We start from the raw sequence: 21,036 nt of genomic DNA, 5'->3' as shown, positions 1-21,036 counted from the left end.
GAGCACTACGCTGTTAACGTGGGTTGAAGCTCATCATCTTTTAAAACTGATGAAAAACTGAAGTATTGGTAATGAGTTGTTCAGGCAACAAACACTCATGAGATATACTTGTTATCTGTTTTGAATTTGAACGGAAGTATAAACTTTTTTAAAGTCAGTTGATTATTTATGAAGTAATCGATCCACTTTAAAAAACGATATACAGATATTTAAATAGATTCAAATAACCGTGTATTAAAGAGCATTAGCAATACTTCTTTTATAAAAGTTAAGCATAATCATTCCGAAGGAAAATAAAAGAAGAAATCTTTTAATTAGATTACTTCACTTTATTCGTAATGACTCATAATTAAATAAAAAAGGAAAATGAAAAAAGTAAGAATTCACTTAGGAAAAGTTGGTTTAGTTTTCAAAAATGGAAACTACCAAAAAGTAATTACTGAAGGAACACACTGGTTAGGATTTAATCAAAGTGTAATGATTTACGATTTATCACATCAATTTCGTACTACTGTAGCTACAGAAATCTTACTGAAAGATGAAGCTTTAGTTGATTTACTAGATGTAGTTGAAGTTAAAGATAATGAGTTAGTATTAGTCTATGAAAATGAAAACTTTAAGTCTGTACTTACAGCAGGTAGATATTTATTCTGGAAAGGGTTGATAGATAGAACATTTCAGAAGGTAGATACTAGTAAAATTTATATTACTGAAAACATTGATAAATCATTATTTTCAAATTATGATTTGGCTAAAAATATTAGAGTTTTTGAAGTGTTTTCTTATGAAAAGGCTGTGTTATTAGTAGATGATGTTTATACTAAAATATTAACAGGAGGAACTTACAGATTTTGGAGAAATAATACTTCAGTAAAGATCAATAAAGTAGATATGCGTCAGTTACAAATAGAAATTGCTGGTCAGGAATTATTAACTAAAGATAAAGCTAATATTAGAATCAACTTTTACACGAATTATAAAGTTGTGGATATTGAAAAAGCATTACTTGAAAATAAAGATTATGAAAAGCAATTGTATGTAGCAATGCAACTAGTATTGAGAAAATATGTAGGTACATATTCTTTAGATGAATTACTAGAAAACAAAGAAGACGTTTCGAAAGTTGTTTTAGAAGCTTCTGTTGAAGTAGCTAAAAAACTTGGTGTAAAAATCTTAGACTGCGGAATTAGAGATGTTATTTTACCTGGTGATATGAAAGAAATTATGAATCAGGTTTTAGTTGCACAAAAGAAAGCACAGGCTAATATTATTACTCGTAGAGAAGAAACAGCTTCTACAAGAAGTTTACTGAATACAGCGAAATTAATGGAAGAAAATGAAATGCTGTATAAATTAAAAGAAATGGAATATGTAGAGAAAATTGCTGATAAGATTGGTGAGATTTCTGTTTCTGGAAATGGAAATATGGTAAAACAACTAAAAGAAATATTTGCTGTAAATAAATAAAAAAACCGTTCTGAAAAGAACGGTTTTAAAATGTTTAATGGAACTTTTATTTTACAAGCAATTTATAAGAAAACAAATTATTACTATTCTTCCCTTTAACAAAGTACAATCCTTGTGATAATTGTTGTAAAGAGAATTTATGATTCTTTTGATAATTTCCTTTGAAGAATAATACTTCTTTACCTGAAATATTATACACTTTTATATCTTCTACATCTTTATTTACACTGAAATAATCTTTTGAAGGATTAGGATAAACACGTAAAATATCTTCGTTATCTACAATATCTTCATTAGAAAGTGTTACGGCAGAACTTCCAAAAATTCTGAATTCACCAGGTTGTAAAGCTAATGTTGCAGTTGCATTAGTAACATCAATAGTTTTTGTTTCATCTAACAAATCATACCATGTTCCTGTTTGTTGGAAAGAAGGGTTTATAGCTTGAGCTGTAACTCCAAAGTTTCCAATAATAGTTACATATCTTAAATCATCTGAAGTATTGTCGTTTGTTAATTGAATTTTCTTTAAACCGTTAGCATTATTAACTTCTAAAGTAAAATCTGATGTTCTAAAAATGTCTTCTTGCTTCTTTAAAGCAATTAGTTTAGACCAAAGATTATAGATTGCTTTTCTATCGGCTTCGTTATCATAATCCCAACGGATTGGTTTATTTCCAGTTCTACCATTAAAATCAATACTAACATCGTAACCTAACTCTCCAAATTGCCAAATCATTTTAGGACCAGGAACAGTGAAATAGAAAGCACCAGCACTTGCTGTTCTTTCTAAACCAGTAGCTAAATCTTTTACATTATATGAACCGTTTGAATTACCAAATTGTAAGTTCTTATACATTAAACGCTCTTCATCATGGCTTTCCATATATGCGATATTTGCTGGTACAGACCAACCTCTTTTTTTGTAATCAATCCAATCGAAGTTCGATTTATTACTTGCATGGAATCCTAAAGTAGTTTCGCTATAATTAGAGTTTAAGTTACTCCACATCATAATTCCTTTACCTTCAGCCAATCTATAATTTACCCATTCAGTTTCTTCTTGATTTGTACCTAAATGTTCAAAAATTACATAAAAATCAGAATCAACTTCCCACTGATAATCTGCATATTCTTTTAAAACAGCAACTCTATCAGCTTGCATTCTGTTTGTACAAGCGTCATCAGAACCAGAACAATTTTGAGTAAATCCTTTTGTTAAATCCCATCTAAAACCATCAATATTATATTCATCAATCCAATACTGCACTGTACGTTTTACATAATCTTTAGTGGCTTGTTGACTATGATTGAAATCGTTAAATACGTTGAAAGAATGTTTTGCAGTTGCATTAAAGAAAGGACTATCAGAAGAAGCTTGTCCACCATAATTTCCATTATCTGTATTCCACATTCTGTAGAAAGGATTTTGTCCAGTAGCATGGTTATAAACTACATCTAAAATTACAGCAATTCCTCTTTTGTGACATTCATCAACTAACTGTTTAAATGCATTTTGAGTTCCATAATATTTATCTAATGCCATATGAAATGAAGGATTATATCCCCACGATTCATTACCATCAAATTCACTCACAGGCATTAATTCAATAGCATTAATACCTAATCCTTTAATGTAATCTAATCTTGCTTTTAAAGCATCAAAACTATGTAATTGATCAAAATCACGAAGTAAAACTTCATAGATTACTAAGTCTGTTTTTGCAGGACGATTAAAGTTTGTTACTTCCCATGCATATGGAGCATCACCAGTTCTTAATAAAGTAACTGCATGATTTGTTTTTCCTGCTGGATAAGCCGGTAAGTTTGGGTAAGTAACATTGTTTATAAATTGATCGTTACTTTCAGTAAGAACAATAGTAGAATAAGGATCAGCAACTCGTAAAGATCCATCAATTAAAAATTGATACATGTGATTTGTTTGTGGAGCTAAACCTGTTAATTCAATCCAAAAACGATCTTTAGCGCTATCTTTTTTCAGCAAATATGAATCATTTAAAGTCCAGTTATTAAAGTCACCTATTACATGAACAAATTCCTTTCCTGGCGCATATAAAACTAAAGTAGCTTTAGTGTTATCTGTAGGATTTAACGTTAATCCATCTTTCACGTTTAAAGGAAGTGATTCTTCAACTACTGTAGGTTTTACGACAACTTGAAAACTTTGAGTTTTAGTATCAACTCCATTTGTAGCTTCTAATTCAAAATTTGTAGTTGCTGTTACAGCTGCAGTAAATGAATAATTTGTACTAGCGTTTTGTGTATTTATAGAAGCACCATTTGCTTTTAAATTGAAATCAGCACTTAAACTAGCTGTAGCACTTATGGTAACATTATCTCCAGAATTTACAATTGTTGGAGTACTCGTTGGAGCAGTTAATGTTAACTGAAATTTTCCAACTTCAAATAATTGATCTTGAGATTTTTTATCTCCAGAACCGTCTTTAGCTTTTACAAGCATACCGATTCGTCCGATACCGGTTCGATTGTAAAATGTAGTAGGAGTGAAGCTAATAGAATAACTTCCATCTCCGTTATTTGTTAATTTTTGAGCCTCGTTAGAGTTTGTCCATGCTCCGTTAGTTGGAGAATCCATGATGTTTGTATCATTTGCATCAAAAGACCAAGCCCATAAATAAATATCAGTTACTCCCCATGTAGCAGGATTAACATTAGTAACAGTAATTGTAATCTCTTCATCTTCATTAAAAGTATTGGGGGAAACAGAAAATGTTACATTCTGCTGTTGAGCAAATAATGAAAGGTGAATACAAAGGATTAAAAAAAGTACTATTTTTTTCATTTGATTTATAATTGAAAAAAACTATTCTATCTACAATTGTATAGAGATAGAATAGCTTTTAAATTTATTTGTATTGTAAATTAACTTTACTCTAAAGTAATAGTTTTAGCTATCGTATCCATGTATAAAGTATATGTACCTGGAGTACCAACAAATCTAAAGTTACTATCACCGTCGTTAGCATTTTCAAAGTTAGCATCTATAGTGTAACCTTCAGTTTCATAGAAAGGATAGTTTCTACCAGATCCCCAGTCGTCTCTTACTGTAAAGAATCTAAATGCATCATTAGCAAAAGTTACAGTTGCACTATATAAACCTACATCTACACAAGAGAATTGAATTGGAGAACTCCATCCCCAACCAGCATCAGGAACACCAGCTCCAACAATCCATAAGTCAACAAACTCACAAGATGTGTTTTTAGGTTCTAATTTAATTTCTTTATTAACTGTATCGACAGTTAAGAAATATTCACCAGGAGTACCTGCAAATCTAAAGTTACTGTCACCATCGTTAGCATTTACTAAGTCAGAGTTTATTGTGTACCCGTCATTAGCAAAGAAAGGATAGTTTTGACCAGAACCCCAATCATCTCTTACTGTAAAGAATCTGAAAGCATCGTTAGTTAAATTGATATTTCCTTGGTATAATCCGTTACCTGTACATCTGATTCTAACAGGAGAAGTCCATCCCCAACCAGCGTCAACAGCACCAGCACCAACTACCCAAAGTTGATCGTGTACACAGTTAGGACCAACAACTGGTGGGCCTAAAGTGATAGTTTCATTCACAGTATCGATTTCGATAAAGTATTCACCTTCAGCTCCAGTGAATAAGAAATTGTTATCACCATCATTCGCATCAGTTAAATTCGCATCGAATGTATAACCTCTATCTGCGTAATATGTATAGTTTTGACCAGAACCCCAATCGTCTCTAACAGTAAAGAATCTGAAGTTTCCACCTCCGTTAGGAGTTAATCTAATATTTCCTGAGTAAACTGTTCCTTGTAAAGGAAGTTCAACAGGAGAAGTCCATGCCCATCCAGCATCAACAGCACCAGCACCAACTACAAAAAGAGCAGGAGGTAAGGCAATATCGTATGGTGTTACAGCAAAAGTAACAGTAGCAGAAGTTCTATTTAAATCTCCAGCAGCAGTTTCTGTCGTAGCTCTTACTCTAATATCTAACATACCGCTAGCTTCAGGAGCTAAACCTGCAGTTAAAGCTAAAGAATTTAAAGCTCCGTGAGAAACTTCGTATGATAAGTCTTCTGTTTCAATAACTAATAACGGAGTAGCAAAGCTTGAACCTGCACTAGCAACTTCTACAGTATAAGATATAGTAACAGCACTATTATCGTTTCTTTCTGAATCTTCCCAAGTAATTGTAGCAGCTACAGCATCTGGATCAACATCTGAAAGTGTAATTGAAGATGTATTATCAGGAGCAGTAATTGCAGGAATTTCAACAGCGAAAGTTGTAACTAATAAAAGTATTGAATTACTAACTTTTTCTCCGTTTTTAATTCTGAAGTGAACAGGTAATTGCTCAAAAGAAGAGAAACCAGCATCTTTTAACACATCGTTAAATGCTGTTACTGTCATAGAAAAACTACTACCTTCAGTAGTTCCTAACTGAATTGGAGTATCAAAAGTATTATCTCTTGACATTTCAATTTCATAAGTATTAGTATCCTTAGATAATTGATCTTGCCAAGTTATTGTAAACGCTGGATTATCTGGTAATGCAAAATTTAAAAATACATTAGAAATACCAGGAGTTTTTAACTCAAAAGCAGGGTCTGGTGAAGTAATATTGATATTATCTTCAGTTTCACAGGCTGTAAACACAAGCATTGCCGATGCTATAACCGCGAAAAATATTTTATTTAATATTGATTTCATTGTAAACGTCTATTAATTATAAATTCAACGGTATAAGTATATATTCTCCAGTTAAATCATTAAACCAGATATCATAATCATCTTCAACAATTACAGGAATGTTAGCACCACCATTTGTTGCTGTACCTGAGAATGAAGTATCGCTTCCCCAAGTATCTGTACCATTTGCTAAAAATTGTAAGTCACCAGGAGTTAATCTAACAGCAGAAGCGTACCAAATATGACCATCAAAAGCTAAAGCATTTAATGTTACTGGAGCAGCAACTGAAGATCCTTGAACAGCTAATGAAGTAGGACTTGTAATTCCTGAAGCATCGAACGGTTCAAACGAAAAGCTTTGCGTTGCAAAATTAATAGTAAATGTATAGAAACCAGGAGTAATGTTTGCTCCTCCAGCATTTGGGAATCTTTCAGGATCATCTCCACCACCAGGGTTAACTTCAATAGAACTACCATCGTTAGTTCCCCATTGTGGTTGCCATAAACCTTTTGTTTCTAATACTTTAAATAAACCGTTTCCGAAGAAACCTGTGTATTTAAAGGAATTCTCATCATTAGGATCTCTAAATAAAGCAGGATTATTATTGTTATTATCCCAACCTGGAGATGTAGCATCACCAACTATGTAATAATCATTAAAAACATAGTTAAAGAAAGGAAATACTCGTAAAGAAACCACATTCGAATTCGCTTTGTTAGATTTTTGAGTTCCTAAAGAAGAAACAATTCTAACGTAAAGATCAGCCCAAACAAAAGGATTTAAACCTGCATTACCAGCTGCAGCATTTAATTCTCCCATTGAAAGAGTAACTGAATTTTCTCCTGTTAAAGATGAAGCAATTACAGGATTTGTAAACGCTTGATCACTAGAAAATTCTATATCATAAACTACAGCACCTTGCTGACCGTAATCTGCACTTTCCCAATCGAAAGTAACTGCAGCATTATTCGTATTATTTCCATCTAATTCGATTTCATTAATACCAATTGCACCTAAAGTAGCAGGAGTACCATTCGTAACAGTGAATGTTTCTGCATTGTCATCACAACCGATAGCAGCAGCTAATAACAGTATAAGTGAAGATATTTTATATATAAATTTATTTTTCATCTTGATAGTATAATTTTAGTAACCTGGATTAGGCGTTAAATTAGGATTAGACGCTAAACTACTAGCAGGAATAGGATATAAATCTAAATGATTAGGTATTGCGATACCATTAGAAGCATTTCCTTTCCAAGCCCAATTATAATTTCCACCAGTAAAACGGTTGAAACGAATTAAATCTTGTCTTCTGTGTCCTTCCCAGTGTAACTCTCTAGATCTTTCATCTATTATGAAGTCTAAAGTTAAATCTGAAACTGTAACAGATTGTGGATTATTAGCTCTTGTTCTTAATTGATTTACTAAAGTTACAGCCTCACCAATAGTTCCTCCTGAACCACCACGTAAAACAGCTTCAGCATACATTAAATGAACATCTGCAAGTCTAAATAAAGGGAAATCAGTATCTACGAAATCTTGACTTAATCCACTTGAAACTCCAGCAGTATTTAAGTTTGAATACTTAGCAATTACATACCCAGTATCTCTATCAGCAATATCTGTAATAGTTACAGGTCTTCCAGCTGTAATTAAAGTGTTTCTAGTATCAGTTAAGAATGAACCACCATTAAATAAGTCAGCAAATTCTTTTCTTACACGTAAAGCACCACCCCAACCTTCGGCAGTAACACCTAAAGATTCTCCATTTCTTTCTAAACTACCAACAGCACCGTTAATCATTACTGTAGTAGGACCGAAGTTTTGAACTGAAAAACCATCTGAAATGAATGCAAAAATGATTTCATTTCTTGCAGCACCTTGATCATTATCAGCTTTAAATAAATCTAAATAGTTTGGCGCTAAAGAGAAACCACCGTTTATGATTTTATTACAGTATTCGATACAATCTGTATAACGATCTGTACCAACATAAACTTCAGCATTTAAATAGATTTTAGCTAAAACCATCCAAGCAACAGCTTTATCAGCTCTTCCGTATTCATTTTGTCTAGGATTAGCTAAATCGTCTTCGATTGCTTTTAATTCAGATTCTATGAAAGTAAATAATTCACTTCTAGATGCTTCTTCTGGTCTACTATTAATTTCTGTAGTTTCATCAGAAAAAGGAGCTTTACCGAATAAATCCATTAAGTGATAATATGCAATAGCTCTAATTAATCTAGCTTCAGCTCTATACGTAACGATTTCTTGACGTGTATCTTCAGATACATTTCTAGCATCTAATTTCTCATCAGTAGTTTCTCTTAAGAAGTTATTAGCGAAACCGATAGAAGCCCTAACTCTTTCAAACATACCTAAAATAATAGGGTTTTGAGGAGTCCAAATTGCACGTTGAATTTCTGCAGTACCTTGATCGTTTTCGTAAGACCAAATCATTTGATCTGCAGAAAGTGTTTGTAAGTATAATAATGTACGACCATATTGTCCTGTACCAGCATCTACACCATCTAAGTTAGAAGATCTAGGTCCGTCTGTTCCAGTTAAAGAAAAGTTAGCATAAACACCCGCTAAAACCTCTTTATATGCGCTCTCATTCTCAAAAAGCTCATCGCTTAATGTAGTCTGATCATCATTTGGTATAATATTTAAATCTTCTGTACATGAAGACACTGAAAATGCCATCACTGCAAAAAATAATACCGATTTTATATTTTTCTTGATATTCATTTTTTCTTTTTAGAATTTAATATTTGCTCCGAATAAGATATTTCTTGATCTAGGATAAATAACATTATCAATACCAGGGTCAGAACCTGTAACTTCAGGATCTAAACCAGAATAGTTTGTCCAAGTAAACACGTTTTGCATACCTGTCCAGATTCTGATACTGTTTTTAGAGAATTTTTTAATAGGTCTGTTAAATGTATAACCTATTGTAATGTTATCCATTCTTAAGAAAGAAGCATTCTCAACGTATATATCAGAAAGTAATACATCTGCTGTATTTCTGAAGTTCGTTTGTAATACTGAAGTAGGAATGTTACCTAATACAGCGTTGTCACGTAATAAGTTTAATTGTGCTCTTGATGAATTTACGTTATTATAAACATAATTCCCAATATTCGCTCTTAAATTAAATGATAGGTCAAAGTTTTTGTAGTTAAAGTTACTTTGGAATCCTAAAATTACGTCTGGATCTGGACTTTCTTTTAAATATCTATCGCTAGCATTAATAATTCCATCACCGTTTATGTCTAAGTAACCACCTTCAATTGGGTTACCATTAGTATCATATAATTGCTTTAACACATAAAAAGCTCTTGGAGCTTGACCAACTCTGTTGATTTGGATATCTGAACCTGTACCACCTGAAATTCCTCCGGTTTGGAAATCGAATCCAGAAGTTAAATCTTTAATCTCTCTATCAAACACAATTCCATTGAAATTGAAGTCTAAACTCATGTCGTTAGTGTCTATAACGTTTGAGTTAATAGAAAATTCTAAACCTCTAATTTGTAATTCACCAACGTTTTGGATGATTCTGTTTGTAAAGTTTAATGGAGTAGGAGCATCAAAAAGTAAGTCTGTAGAATTCTTTTGGAATGCACTTACAGATCCAGAAATTCTATCATTGAATAAACCGTAATCTATACCAAATTCAATTGTTGCTGTTTCTTCCCATTTTAAAGCTTCATTAATAGCAGAAGGAATATTTGTAGCAATTGGTACACCACCAAATAAATATTGAGAGTTTTGATCACCAGCTCTATATCTACTTAAGAAAACATCTTTCTCATCAATTTCTTGCTGACCAGTAACACCATAACTAGCTCTTAATTTTAAGCTAGAAACAAAACTAGACTCTTTTAAGAAATCTTCTTCGCTAATTTTCCAAGCTAATGCAGCTCCAGGGAAGTTACCCCATCTGTTTTTAGATGAAAAACGAGAAGTTCCGTCACGTCTATAGTTTAACGTTAATAAATACTTATCTAAGAAACTGAAATTAGCTCTACCAAAGAAACCGATTAAAACTACATCAGGATCTGCAAACGTTTGCGGTAAAGAAGTTGCATCTCTTCTGTTTCCAGTATTACTTCCATCAAATTTGAACTTTTGGTAAGAATACCCAGCAGTGAAATCTCCCGAAATTTTATCAGAAAAATCTTTTTTATAGTTTAAGTAACCATCTAATAATTGGTTAACTCTTATTGATTCTGATTCAGAATCATTACCAACGAATACTGCAGCGGCAGCAGCTGGAATTTGTAAACTACTAAAGTTTTTTGTAGAACCAGCAGTTCTATCATAACCTAAATTAATTACAGCTCTTAATTCTGGTAAAAAATGCATTTTATAATCAAACTGTAAGTTACCATACTGTCTGAAAGACGCACCAGTGTTATTTGTTTGTAATAATGCAGCAACTGGGTTTTGAGTACCATTAGCAACACCTGTACCATTTAAATGTTGGTAAAAACCACCAAATGGAGAACTACTATCAAAAACAGGTTGTGTAGGATCGTAACGTAAAGCAGCTCCAATTTGACCAGAATCAGCGAAACGGTTATTTTCAAAAGCTCTAGTATAGTTTAAGTTAATCTTTAAATGATCATTTAATAAAGAAGGACTTAAAGCTACAGAAACATTTCTTCTAATAAACTCAGAAGTTAATAAAGCTCCTTCTTGTTCGTTAAATCCAACAGATAATCTAACTGGAATTACATCGAACATTGTTCCTCTTGCTGTTAAGTTATGTATCGTAGAAACTGTGTTTCTAAAAATTTGATCTTGCCAATCTGTACTTGCGTTTCCTAATAAAGAAGCATCTAAAGTTCCGCTAATTGGTTGAGAGTTTACTAAGTTTCTAAACTCATCCGCAGAAAATACATTAATACGATTGTTAATTTTTCCTGTCGTTACTTGAGTATCAAAATCTAAAGACCAAGTAGATTTACCTTTTTTAGTAGTAATGATAATAACACCGTTAGATGCGCGAGATCCATAGATTGCAGTAGCAGAAGCATCCTTTAATACAGAAAAAGATTCGATATCATTAGGATTGATTGTAGCTAAAATACCTCTAGAACCACCTACATTACTGTTAGTAATTGGTAAACCGTCTATAATAATTAAAGGATCGTTTGATGCATTAATAGATGAACCACCACGAATTCTAATTTGAGAACCAGAACCAGGTGCACCACTTGTATTAATACTTACCCCAGAAACTCTACCATTTAATAAGTTTTCTGGAGTTACAATATTACCTTTCGTAAATTGTTTTTCTGTGATGGCTTCTACAGAACCTGTTGCGTCTTTTACAGTAGTAGTACCATAACCAACAACAACAACTTCATCTAATACTTGTCCATCTTCTTCTAATTGTACATTAATAGATGTTTGATTACCTACTTTAATTTCAGTAGTCTTCATCCCAATAAATGAAAAAACTAAGATATCAGATGCTTTCACATTCTTGATTTCATAGTTACCATTAAAATCTGTTTCAGTTCCTCTTACTTCTCCTTTAACTAATATAGAAACACCAGGTAAAGGTTCTCCAGTTCCCTTTTCGGTAACTGAACCTTTAATTGTCTGTTGTGCATAACTTATTAAAGAAAAACATAACAAAAATAAACTGAAAAATAGTTTTGTTTTTTTCATGTAAAAAATCTTAAGTAAATACGTAAATTTGAATTAGTTTGTTATCAATAATCTTTGTTCCGCGTTGTGAATATAGCTATTAAAATGACGCTCTAATAATGATTATTGCTACGAAACCGTTTTCGTGTTGATAACTTTTTAACTTTAACTTAACGTATTAATAATATAACCCGAAATTTTTATCAGTTTTGTAAAAAATTACAAATAAAATTGTAATTAACACAACACAAAAATACATCTTTAATAAACCCCTTGTTATATCATAAGATTCACAAAATATGAAGCCAAAAATTACCATAAAAATAATAGCAAAAGAATTAGGAGTATCTACATCGACGGTTTCGAAAGCACTTCGTGATAGCCATGAGATTAGTCAAGAAACTAAAGATAGAATTAAAGCTTATGCAAATTATTATAACTATAGACCTAATAATTTAGCATTACAACTTAGAAATCAAAAGACCAAAGTAATTGGTATAGTATTACCTAAAATTGTGCATCATTTCTTTTCTACAGTAATTAGTGGGATTGAAAAAGTAGCCAACGAAAGAGGCTATAATATCATGGTTTGTTTCTCTAATGAAGATCAACAGAAAGAGATAGAAACTATTAATGTATTAACAAATGGTAGTGTAGATGGACTAATAGTTTCAATTGCTAAAGAAACACTTCGAAACAAAGCTTTAGACCATTTTTACAGATTGATTGATAATGAAATGCCTATTGTATTATTTGACAGGGTACATGAATCTATTCGTTGTGATAAAGTAATTGTAGATGATATTGGAGCAGGGTATAAGGCTACTAAATATTTAACCGATATTGGTTGTAAAAAAATAGGTATAGTTACAACTCCAGAGCATGTAACTGTCGGCTTAGATCGCTATCAAGGCTATGAAAGAGCTTTAAAAGAGCAAGGAATAGCTGTAGATAAAGCTATGATTATTAATGTTGATGAAGAGCAAGATATTTATGAGCAAATTAAAGTGCTTTTCAATCAAGAATTAGATGCCGTTTTTGCTGTAAATGAAATTTATGCAGCTACAGCGATTAAAATAGCTAAAGAAAAGAAACTAAATATCCCTGAAGATTTATCTGTAATAGGGTTTACTGATGGATTAATTTCTAAATATTCTTCTCCTTCTATAACAACAGTAGTACAACACGGTTATACGATGGGTGAACAAGCTGCTGAATTACTAATTGATAGAATAGAGAATAAAGACAACGAGAGATTTCCTCAAACTAAGGTGATTTCTAGTAATTTAAAGCTTAGAGAATCAAGTAAATCTTGATTTATTTCTTTGCTGTGTAAATAAAATTTATATATTTACCGCATATTTAGACTTATCGATAATCTTACTTCCGCAAAAAAGAATGATAAGTCTAGCGCTTATCGTAGTATATAACTAACAATACTTTACGATAATGAACAAGCGTAAATTAAGTTTCTGGGAAATCTGGAACATGAGTTTTGGTTTTCTTGGAATTCAATTTGGATTCGCCTTACAAGGTGGATTTATGTCAAGAATTTTTCAAACCTTAGGAGCGTCTAAAGACGATATTCCATTAATGTGGATTGCTGCTCCTTTAACAGGTTTACTTGTACAACCAATTATTGGATATTTAAGTGATAGAACTTGGAGTCCAAAGTGGGGAAGAAGAAGACCCTATTTTCTTATTGGAGCTGTTTTAAGTTCCTTAGCATTATTTTTTGTGCCTCATTCGCCTGCATTATGGATGGCTGGTGGTTTTCTATGGATTTTAGATGCTTCCATTAATGTTTCAATGGAACCATTTAGAGCTTTAGTAGCCGATAAATTACCAGAATCACAGCGTTCATATGGTTTTGTAGTACAAACATTAATTATTGGTATTGGTACTTGGGTAGCAAGTAATTTACCTTGGCTAGTTTCTACATTAGGTGTTAGCGATTCTGCTGCACAAGGAGTAGTTCCTATGTCTGTAAAAGTTGCTTTTGCTGTAGGTGCTTTTGTATTTTTAGTTAGTATACTTTATACAGTCTTTACAACATCAGAATATCCTCCTGAAGATATGGAAGAATTCGAACGTGAAAAAGCTAAGAAAAATCAATTCATACCAGATATCATTAATAACATTGGTAGTATGCCTACTACAATGAAAAGATTAGGAGTGATTCAGTTTTTCAGTTGGTTTGCATTTTTTACGATGTGGAGTATGGCTAATCCAGCCTTAACAGAACATGTATTTGACGCTCCAGCTCCAGTAAAAGAAAGTTATAATATGGATAACCCTAAAGAATTAGAAGCGTATAATGTAGCTAACACAGCTTTTCAAAAAGCATCTAACTCTGTAGGATCTTACATGGGAGTTTATGGATTATCATCTATGGCTTTTGCCTTACTTTTAGTTCTTTACACATCAAAAAGAAGAATCAATAGAAAATATGTACACATGGTTTCTCTAATTCTTGGAGGAATTGGTTTTTTAATCATGAAGTTTATTCCTTCACATGAATATCTAACAATTTCATTTATACTTATCGGTTTTGCTTGGGGTAGTATACTTTCTATGCCATATGCAATGTTATCAAGTTCTGTAGATCCTAAGAAAATGGGAGTAATTATGGGAATTTTTAACATGTTTATAGTAATTCCACAGATTATAGCTGCAATTGGAGGTATCGTATTTATTTCTAATCTTTTTGGAAAAGAAGCTATTAATGCAATGCTTGTAGCAGGTATTTCATTAGTCCTAGCAGGCCTATCTAACTTTTTAATAACTAACAAGAAAGCAATTACGTACGAAATTGAAATTGAAAATGAATAAAAAAGGATTCATATTTGATTTAGACGGTGTTATTGTAGACACTGCTAAATACCATTTTTTAGCTTGGAAAAAGCTGGCTAACGATTTAGGTATCGATTTTACAGAAGATCAGAACGAACAATTAAAAGGAGTAAGTAGAGTAAAATCCCTAGAAAAAATACTGAATTGGGGTGGAGTTTCTATTTCCGAAGAAGAGTTTAATCAATTGATGGATAAGAAAAATCAAGATTACTTATCTTACATAGAAACAATGACTAAAGATGAGATTTTAGTTGATGTTCCAAAAGTCTTAGATCTTCTAAAAGACGAAAATCAAGGTGTTGCTTTAGGTTCGGCGAGTAAGAATGCCAGAACTATCTTAAAGAAAGTAGCACTGTACGATACATTTGATGCAATTGTAGATGGAACCAATGTTTCAAAAGCAAAACCAGACCCCGAAGTTTTTATGATTGCCGCTAAAAATTTAGATATACAACCAGAACATTGTATAGTCTTCGAAGATTCAATTGCAGGTATTCAGGCAGCTAATGCAGCAAATATGGTGTCAATTGGTATTGGAGAAGAGGATGTATTATCTGAAGCAGATTTTGTTTTTCAAGATTTTACAGAAATCACTACAGAATTTATTACTGAACTTATAAACAAACACTAACCCCCACAACAATTAAACTAGAAATGAACCAAGATTATATCATACCTAACGAATGGTCTATTATTGAAGAAGGATATAATGAAGATCGTGTAAAATCTTCTGAAAGTTTATTCAGTATTGGTAATGGTGCCATGGGACAACGCGCTAATTTTGAAGAAAAATATTCAGGAGAAACCTTTCAAGGAAGTTATATCGGAGGTGTATATTACCCAGATAAAACTAGAGTTGGTTGGTGGAAAAATGGATATCCAGAGTATTTTGCTAAAGTTTTGAATGCTCCTAATTGGATAGGAATAAATGTATACGTTAATAATGAAGAACTTGATTTACATACTTGTAAAGAAGTTTCAGATTTTAAACGTGAATTAAACATGAAAGAAGGTTGGTTATCACGTAGTTTTACTGCAGTTTTAGCCAATGATATTAAAATACAAGTTAATACTAAACGTTTTTTAAGTGTTGATTTAGATGAAGTTGGAGCTATTGAATATAACGTAACTCCAATTTCTGGTGATGCTACTATTACTTTTGAACCTTATTTAGATAGTGGCATTCAGAATGAAGATAGTAATTGGGACGATCAATTCTGGAATACTGTTAATGTTTTAGCTGAAAACGGACAAGCATTTATAGAAGCGCACACAATGAAAACTAATTTTCATACGTGTACTTTTATGCAATCAGAATTATTTGCAAACTCGGCGAAACAAGAAGCTTCTCCAGTAATTATAGAGACTGAAACTAAAGTTAGTTTTAAATATGTTCTTGAAACTAAAGCTAATGAAACAGCTACGATACACAAATTTGGTGGTTATGTAGTTGATAGAAATCACGATAAAAATCAATTAATTACTGCAGCTAAAAATACTTTAAAATTAGCTACAGATTTAGGTTTTGCTACTTTATTAACTCAACAAAAAGAAGCTTGGGGTAATATTTGGGAAATGGCCGATATTACTATTGAAGGTGATGTTAAAGCTCAACAAGGTATTCGGTTTAATATCATGCAATTAAATCATACATATTTAGGTAAAGATGCTCGATTAAACATTGGTCCGAAAGGATTTACCGGAGAAAAATATGGTGGAAGTACATATTGGGATACAGAAGCATATTGTTTACCTTTCTATATGGCTACTAAAAACCAAGAAGTAGCAAAAAGCTTATTAACATACCGTTACAATCAATTGGACAAAGCTATAGAGAATGCTGAGAAATTAGGTTTTACTAATGGTGCAGCTTTATATCCAATGGTAACAATGAATGGTGAAGAATGTCATAATGAATGGGAAATCACATTTGAAGAAATTCATAGAAATGGAGCTATCTCATTTGCAATTTTTAATTACCATAGATATACTAATGATTATAGCTACATTCCTGAAAAAGGATTAGAAGTTTTAATCGGTATAGCTCGTTTTTGGCATCAACGGGTTAATTTTTCTGAAGACAAACAGAAATACGTAATGTTAGGTGTAACTGGACCAAATGAATACGAAAACAACATTAATAATAACTGGTACACAAATTACATTGCTAAATGGTGTATCGATTATGCTTTAGAAAATATAGCAGTTGTAAAATCAGAGTATTCTCAAGATTACGAAAGAATATTAGCTAAAACTAAATTCACTGAAGCTGAATTAACTGATTGGAAAAGAGTTGCAGATAATATGTTTTTCCCATATTCAGAAAAACATCAAGTATATTTACAACAAGATGGTTTCTTAGATAAAGAATTAATCACTGTTGCAGATTTAGATAAATCTCAGCGTCCAATTAATCAAAAGTGGAGTTGGGATCGTATTTTACGTTCTCCATACATCAAACAAGCTGATACATTACAAGGTTTTTACTTCTTTGAAGATCATTTTTCTACAGAAGAATTAGAAAGACATTTTGATTTCTATGAGCCTTACACGGTTCATGAAAGTTCTCTTTCTCCTTGTGTTCACAGTATTCAAGCAGCAAAATTAGGTAGAATGGAACAAGCGTATACATTCTATTTAAGAACATCTCGTTTAGATTTAGATGATTATAATAAAGAAGTTGAAGAAGGACTTCATATTACATCTATGGCAGGAACTTGGATGAGTATTGTTGAAGGTTTCGGAGGAATGCGTATCAAAGATGGAATGTTGAGTTTTACTCCTCAAATTCCAGAGCAATGGGAAGCATTTTCATTTAAAATAAACTTTAGAGATCAGATTTTAAAGATTAAAGTTTCTAAAAAAGGAACTGAGTTCGAACTTGAAGGAAATAAAGAGTTAGAACTTCTCGTAAATGATACTAAAATTGTAGTAAAACCAAATAACTTAGTAACTGTATAATTAAGTTCGTTAATATATAAATATGAAGAATGTTCTACACCTTATCGTTTTTTTAATAGTAATAAGTGCGACCGGGCAACAAAACAACACCACATCTACAACAAAAGAGTTTTCTGTTAAAAAGTTAAGTAAAACTGTACTTTTTTCTGGTACACTAGAACGTGTAGAACATTTTTCTTCTAAGTTTATAAAAGATAGACCTGTTGATGTATGGTTACCAAAAGATTATACTAAAACTAAAAAGTATAATGTATTGTACATGCACGACGGACAAATGTTATTTGATAGCACCCAAACATGGAATAAACAAGAATGGGAAATCGATGAATGGGCTACGAAACTATTGAAAGAAGACAAAATTAAAGACTTCATAATCGTAGGTATTCACAATATTCCTAATATTAGATGGCAAGATTTGTTTCCTCAAAAAGCTTATGATTTTATAGCAGAAGAAACGAAAGCTATACTAAAAAGTATTTCAGGTTCTAAAAACTTTAAACTAAATGGAGACAATTATTTAAAGTTTATCGTTAAAGAATTAAAACCTTTTATAGATAAGAATTATTCCGTTTACACAGATAAAGATCACACATTTATTATGGGATCTAGTATGGGTGGATTAATGTCAATGTATGCGATTAGCGAGTATCCATCAGTCTTTGGTGGTGCAGCGTGCTTATCTACACATTGGGTTGGAGCAATGCCAATGGACGATAATCCTTTTCCTGAAGCTATTTTCAAATACATGTCTAAACATTTACCAAAGTCAGGTAATCACAAGGTTTATTTTGATTATGGTAACAAAACTTTAGATAAATTTTATCCTCAATATGCTCCAAAAGTTGATGAAATTTTAAAACAAAAAGGATATTCTGAAAACAATTCTAAAAATTTATTTTTTGAAGGAACAAATCACTCAGAAATATCTTGGAGTAAGAGATTAAATATTCCTCTTTTATTTTTATTAAAGAAATAATGAAAAAGTTTTTCTTCATTTTATTTTGTATACAAAGTATTGTATACGCACAAAATAGTAATAGAATTTTCAAAGAAGCTTCTGTACAAACAGGAGATGTTTTAAATGTTGTAGTTAACGACGGAATTTATATAATCCGTTTTTATTCTAACCAAATCATAGAAACAACCTTTATTCCTAAGAATGAAAGTTATAAAGCAGCTTCACATGCGGTGGTTGCAAAACCAAAAAACGTAGATATCAACCTTAATGATTCTGGTGATAAAGTAACGTTTAAAACCAAAAAAGCAAAAATTGAGGTTGTAAAATCTCCTTTTCAAATCAAGTATTATTATAAAGATCAATTAATTACTTCTGAGAAGAAAGGATACTATAAAAAAGACAAGAACGACGCTATTGAATTAAATCTAACTTCAGATGAAGTTTTATACGGAGGAGGAGCAAGAGCTTTAGGTATGAACAGACGAGGAAATCGTTTACAATTATACAATAGAGCTCATTATGGTTACGAAACTCGATCAGAGTTAATGAATTACACAATGCCATTAGTAGTTTCTTCAAAAAAATATATGGTTCATTTTGATAATGCTCCAATTGGATATTTAGATTTAGATAGCGAGAAAAATAACACACTTACCTACGAAACCATTTCTGGTAGAAAAACATATCAAATTATTGTAGGAGATACTTGGTATGAATTATTAGATAATTATACAGATTTAACAGGAAAACAACCAATGATTCCACGTTGGAGTTTAGGTAATTTTTCGAGTAGATTTGGTTATCATTCAGAACAAGAAACAAGAAATACAATTCAAGCATTTAAAAAAGAACAAATTCCTATTGATGCTGTTATTCTAGATTTATACTGGTTTGGCAAAGACATCAAAGGAACCATGGGGAATTTAGAAGTGTTTAAAGATTCTTTTCCTGATATGAAGAAAATGGTAAGTGATTTTAAAAATGAAGGTGTAAAAACTGTTTTAATTACTGAACCTTTTATTTTAACTACATCTAAAAAATGGGATGAAGCTAAATCTAAAGGAATTTTAGGTAAAGATGAAGCAGGAAATCCTTTTACATATGATTTTTACTTCGGAAATACTGGATTAATAGATATTTACAATCCTGAAGGTAACAAATGGTTTTGGAATATTTATAAAGGTTTAAAAGATATGGGAGTTGAAGGTTTCTGGGGAGATTTAGGAGAGCCAGAAGTTCATCCTTCAAAACTATTACATGCTACAGGAACAGCTGATGAAGTACATAATATTTATGGACACGATTGGGCTAAATTAATCTTCGATGGTTATAAAGCAAATTATCCTAATGAGCGTCCGTTTATCTTGATGCGTGCCGGTTATTCTGGATCACAACGATTTGGTTTAGTTCCTTGGTCTGGTGACGTAAATAGAACTTGGGGCGGATTACAAAGTCAACCAGAAATTGCTTTACAAATGGGAATGCAAGGATTAGCTTATATGCATTCTGATTTAGGAGGTTTCGCTGGAGCAAATTTAGATGACGAGCTATATGTTCGTTGGTTACAATACGGAGTTTTCCAACCAATATTTAGGCCTCATGCGCAAGAAGAAGTTGCTAGTGAACCTGTTTTTAGAGCTGATAAAGCAAAATCTTTAGCTAAGAAAGCTATCGAATTACGTTATCAATTATTACCATATAACTATAATTTAGTTTTCGAAAATAGTCGTAAAGGAAAACCATTAATGCGTCCTTTATTTTTTGAAGAGCAAGATGCAGATATGTTTACCAAGTCAACTTCATATTTATGGGGTAAAGATTTCTTAATCACACCAATTTTAAAGGCAAAACAAACTGAACAAGAAGTTTATTTTCCTAAAAAGAATTACTGGTTCAATTTTTATACAGATACTATAGAAGAAGGTGGCACAACAAAAAGTATAAAAACTGTAGAAGAAAATATTCCAACTTATGTAAGAGCTGGAAGCTTTATTCCTATGAGTGCTTTAGTACAAACTACTAAAGATTATAACTTAAATTCTTTCGATTTACATTATTATCATCATCCTTCAGTAGAGAAATCAAAAAGAAAAATTTACAATGATGATGGTATAACTGCAGATGCTTATCAGAAAGAAGCATATGAGATTTTAAAATTTAGTTCAAAGTCTACTAAAAAGGAGCTAGAAATTAAATTTAAGGCAACTACAGGAAAGAATTACAAAGAAAATGATAAGGATGTTGTTTTAATAGTACATAATATTAAGTCAAAACCTAAAAAAGTAAAATCAAATAAGAAGAAAGTCGATTTTAAATGGAATAGTACTTTAAATCAGTTACATATTTCTGTAAAGTGGCATACTTCAAAATCAAATAAAATCACTGTAAAATTTTAGTCTCGAAACAAACTAAATTTTAT

The 21,036-nt window shown here is 31.8% G+C and carries 12 protein-coding genes; 7 read left to right on the top strand and 5 right to left on the bottom strand.

All coding sequences use genetic code 11. The annotated features are described in order from the left end of the window. The first annotated feature begins 366 nt into the window (after positions 1 to 366). A complete protein-coding gene (locus tag Q1A15_RS07430; protein WP_299621180.1) occupies positions 367 to 1,467 on the top strand; it encodes a slipin family protein in 1,101 nt (366 codons plus the stop codon). Positions 1,468 to 1,513: 46 nt separating this feature from the next. Here the strand turns inward: Q1A15_RS07430 and Q1A15_RS07425 are convergent, their stop codons facing one another. The 5 genes from Q1A15_RS07425 to Q1A15_RS07405 form a co-directional block, all read right to left on the bottom strand. Beyond that, on the bottom strand, positions 1,514 to 4,288 hold the full coding sequence (locus Q1A15_RS07425; protein ID WP_299621176.1) for an alpha-amylase family glycosyl hydrolase: 2,775 nt from the start codon (positions 4,286 to 4,288) through the stop codon (positions 1,514 to 1,516). Between the two features lie 86 nt (positions 4,289 to 4,374). Continuing rightward, the gene (locus Q1A15_RS07420; RefSeq protein ID WP_299621173.1) at positions 4,375 to 6,195 is read right to left on the bottom strand and encodes a SusE domain-containing protein; all 1,821 of its coding nucleotides are present in this window, start codon (positions 6,193 to 6,195) and stop codon (positions 4,375 to 4,377) included. Between the two features lie 16 nt (positions 6,196 to 6,211). Next, on the bottom strand, positions 6,212 to 7,306 hold the full coding sequence (locus Q1A15_RS07415; RefSeq protein WP_299621170.1) for a SusE domain-containing protein: 1,095 nt from the start codon (positions 7,304 to 7,306) through the stop codon (positions 6,212 to 6,214). Between the two features lie 15 nt (positions 7,307 to 7,321). Next, positions 7,322 to 8,929, bottom strand: coding sequence for a RagB/SusD family nutrient uptake outer membrane protein (locus Q1A15_RS07410; protein WP_299621167.1), 1,608 nt, complete (start codon positions 8,927 to 8,929; stop codon positions 7,322 to 7,324). A gap of 9 nt (positions 8,930 to 8,938) precedes the next feature. Next, a complete protein-coding gene (locus tag Q1A15_RS07405; protein WP_299621164.1) occupies positions 8,939 to 11,866 on the bottom strand; it encodes a SusC/RagA family TonB-linked outer membrane protein in 2,928 nt (975 codons plus the stop codon). A 278-nt stretch (positions 11,867 to 12,144) separates the two neighbouring features. Here Q1A15_RS07405 and Q1A15_RS07400 point away from each other — a divergent pair, with 278 nt between their 5' ends. The 6 genes from Q1A15_RS07400 (at position 12,145) to Q1A15_RS07375 (ending at position 21,013) form a co-directional block, all read left to right on the top strand. Further along, entirely contained in the window at positions 12,145 to 13,161 is a 1,017-nt protein-coding gene (locus tag Q1A15_RS07400; RefSeq protein ID WP_299621161.1) for a LacI family DNA-binding transcriptional regulator, read from the top strand. A gap of 133 nt (positions 13,162 to 13,294) precedes the next feature. Beyond that, entirely contained in the window at positions 13,295 to 14,677 is a 1,383-nt protein-coding gene (locus Q1A15_RS07395; RefSeq protein WP_299621157.1) for an MFS transporter, read from the top strand. After that, positions 14,670 to 15,329 carry a beta-phosphoglucomutase gene (pgmB, locus tag Q1A15_RS07390; RefSeq protein WP_299621154.1) on the top strand — a complete coding sequence of 220 codons (660 nt, stop codon included), beginning with the start codon at positions 14,670 to 14,672 and terminating at the stop codon, positions 15,327 to 15,329. Before Q1A15_RS07395 ends, pgmB begins: the two co-directional genes overlap by 8 nt. A gap of 23 nt (positions 15,330 to 15,352) precedes the next feature. Next, positions 15,353 to 17,659, top strand: a complete 2,307-nt coding sequence (locus Q1A15_RS07385; RefSeq protein ID WP_299621152.1) for a glycoside hydrolase family 65 protein — start codon at positions 15,353 to 15,355, stop codon at positions 17,657 to 17,659. 22 nt (positions 17,660 to 17,681) lie between these two features. After that, on the top strand, positions 17,682 to 18,635 hold the full coding sequence (locus Q1A15_RS07380; protein ID WP_299621150.1) for an alpha/beta hydrolase-fold protein: 954 nt from the start codon (positions 17,682 to 17,684) through the stop codon (positions 18,633 to 18,635). Then, positions 18,635 to 21,013 carry a TIM-barrel domain-containing protein gene (locus Q1A15_RS07375; RefSeq protein WP_299621148.1) on the top strand — a complete coding sequence of 793 codons (2,379 nt, stop codon included), beginning with the start codon at positions 18,635 to 18,637 and terminating at the stop codon, positions 21,011 to 21,013. The genes Q1A15_RS07380 and Q1A15_RS07375 overlap by 1 nt, the downstream gene beginning before the upstream one ends. The last annotated feature ends 23 nt before the right edge of the window (positions 21,014 to 21,036 follow it).

The organism is uncultured Tenacibaculum sp., from assembly GCF_947495995.1.
GTDB lineage: Bacteria > Bacteroidota > Bacteroidia > Flavobacteriales > Flavobacteriaceae > Polaribacter.
This window is presented reverse-complemented; position numbering and strand designations above follow the sequence as displayed.